The sequence below is a fragment of the Kitasatospora sp. NPDC004799 genome, assembly GCF_040609095.1.
GTDB lineage: Bacteria > Actinomycetota > Actinomycetes > Streptomycetales > Streptomycetaceae > Kitasatospora.
Map to the genome: position 1 here is coordinate 1 of NZ_JBEXJK010000670.1, position 2,601 is coordinate 2,601.

Here is a 2,601-nt window from a genome sequence, read left to right on the forward strand (position 1 = left end):
CCGCCGGGAGGACTGCCGGACTTACGACGTTCCGGGGTGGCCGACTCGCGTCTGCCCCATGCGGCGTGACCGCCGTCATACCCGAGGGATGTCACCGGCTCCTACCTCGGCGACGGCGGCGACCGGCGCGGCATCGACGACGGCCTCACCGGCTCCGCCGAGTGGGACCTGCTGACCGACGGGACCCGCTGGAGCCCGGAGACCTACCTCCTCCTCGGCTGCGACCCGGACCACGGCCCGCTCAGCCTCGACCGGCTGCCCGACCGCCTCCCCGAGGCGGACCGGCCGCTGCTGCGGCGGATGATGACCGACGCCCTGGTGCACGGCCGCCACGCCGCCGGCACCCTCCGGATCCGCCGTCCCGACGGACGGCACGACGGCGTCGAGTGCGCGGGCGAGCCCGTCCTCGGCACGGACGGCACCGTCGTCGCGCTGCGCATGCTGCTCCGCCCGGCCCCGCCGCACTGAGCCGACGGCCCGGGCCCGGGCCCGTACTCCGGCGAGCCGGTCAGGCCGGCCGCGGCCGGTTCTTGGCGTCCGCCGCCCGCAGCTCCCGGCCCAGCTCCTCCCGCAGCTCGTCCACCACCGGCAGCCCCCGGTACTGCGCGGTCAGCCGGTACATCTCGCGCAGCCGGTCCCAGGTCCGGAGCGAGGAGTTCTGGCTGATCATGTTCATCACCATCTTGGCCTGGAACTGCGCCGCGTCCGGCTCGCCGGTGATCAGGTGCACCGAGGCCAGGGTGATCCGGTCGAACAGCGCCGAACGCAGCTGCCCGGTGCCCTCCCGCAAGGTGATCACCCGCTCGGCGTGCCTGCGGGCCTCGGCGGCCGCCCCCGGGTCGTGCTCGGACAGCGTGCGCAGCACCAGGGCCTGCATGCCGCGCAGTTCGGCTTCGTCGAACACCTGCATCCACGAGGGCGGTGGCTCCGGCGCCTCCTCGCCGAACAGGTCCTCGGCCTCCCCGAGCAGCCGGTAGGTGTCCTGGGAGTGCCCGATCGAGGCGTGCGCCCAGGCCTCGACGGTGTTGAGCATGGCGCGGGTTCTGGGCGTCAGCCGCCCGCCGGTCGCCTTGGCCGCCGACATCAGGTCGAGCGCGTCGTCGGCCCGGCCCAGGTGCACCATCTGCCGCGCGGCCCGGGAGATCGCCTCGCCGGCCCGCGGCCGGTCGCCGGCCTCCTTGGCCGCGTCGGCCGCGATCATGAAGTACTTCTGGGCGGTGGGCTCCAGGCCCACGTCGTGCGACATCCAGCCCGCCAGCACCGCCAGGTTGGCCGCGACCAGCCACAACCGCTGCTCCACGGCGGGCGCGTGCCGGTGCGTCAACAGCCCGCCGACCTCGTTCAGTTGGCCGACCACCGCCTTGCGCTGCAGCCCGCCGCCGCGGGCCGCGTCCCAGGCCCGGAACACCTGCACCGAGTGCTCCAGCGACTCCACCTCGTCGAGCCCGACCGGGCCCGCGTCGTACACGTCCACCACCGGGTGCGCTCCGCCCCCGGTGACCACCTGTCGCGGCCCGGGGACGGAGGCCGCGTACGCGACCGAGTCCCCGCCCAGCCAGCCCTTCAGCGAGTCGGCGATGACCGCCCCGGCCGTGAGCGCGGCTCCGGCGCCCACCAATCCACGTCGGTTCAGCATGAGGTCCATTCCCGTGAACTCGGTGAGGACCGCGGCTGTTCGATCCGGCGACCATGGCACTGCTGCGGACGCTTCCGCCCCGGACCTGGTGGGCCGGTGTCGTTCCAGACCGAGGTCCTCAGTGGTGACGACACGGCCGAGCCGCTCCGTGAACACGGCCGCCAGCACCCGCGGCACCGGATCGCGCGGGATCTCCCCCTGCTCGATCCAACGCCTTACCCTCGACGTGTCGGTGGACAGCTGCAGCTGCCCCATCGCGGCACCCCGACGGTTGACCAGCCGTGCCAGCTCGCCCTTCGACCATCCGGTCAGGACGAACAGGTCGGCCAGTCGGGTGTTGGGTTCCCTGCTCAACGAAGCCCCCAGGTTCCTCGGCTGATCCGAGGCTAGAGGCTCGGGCAAGTGCCAGGCGAGCATTCGCCACCGTTCGCCAGGGCCCGCCAGACTACTAAGCCAGTGCCCGACGGGTGTGTTGTAGAGGTGCGCCACCTCGCCCCCCGGGTCGGGCGGCGTCCCACCAGCGTCGGGGCGTGTCCCCCGACGGTGGCACGGGGCGCTCCCGGTCCTCACCCGAGGGGGTGGCGCGGCCGGGTGGCGCGGGAGCGCCGGGCACGGCCACGGCAGTCCGGCCGACCGCATTCCCCAGGGTGCGGACGGCCGGAGCACCGTCGAACAGGGGTTCCTGACCCCGCGTCCGTGCCCGGCGCCCGTGCACCACCCACCGCACCGCAGGAAGCACCGCAGGAAGTACGACGTACCGCACCACCCGCAGGGCCGCCGTCACGCCAGGAAGCACACGGCACCGGCCCTCCCCCGCCCCCGCGGGGCAGCACCCGCCGACGGACCGGAAGGGACCACCCTCAGCCCATGTACTCCTCAGCGACGACCCCCACGCCCACCGCGACCCGCCCCGCGCTGCGCCCCCCCACCGCAGCCGTCAGCCGCACCGGCCCCCGGGCGGTGCC

The 2,601-nt window shown here is 74.4% G+C and carries 2 protein-coding genes; one reads left to right on the forward strand and one right to left on the reverse strand.

All coding sequences use genetic code 11. The features are described from left to right. Positions 1 to 171 precede the first annotated feature (171 nt). The gene (locus tag ABZW03_RS39695; protein ID WP_355269584.1) at positions 172 to 468 is read left to right on the forward strand and encodes a PAS domain-containing protein; all 297 of its coding nucleotides are present in this window, start codon (positions 172 to 174) and stop codon (positions 466 to 468) included. A 40-nt stretch (positions 469 to 508) separates the two neighbouring features. Here ABZW03_RS39695 and ABZW03_RS39700 read toward each other — a convergent pair whose 3' ends face one another. Beyond that, on the reverse strand, positions 509 to 1,990 hold the full coding sequence (locus ABZW03_RS39700) for a hypothetical protein (protein ID WP_355269582.1): 1,482 nt from the start codon (positions 1,988 to 1,990) through the stop codon (positions 509 to 511). Between the last annotated feature and the right edge of the window lie 611 nt (positions 1,991 to 2,601).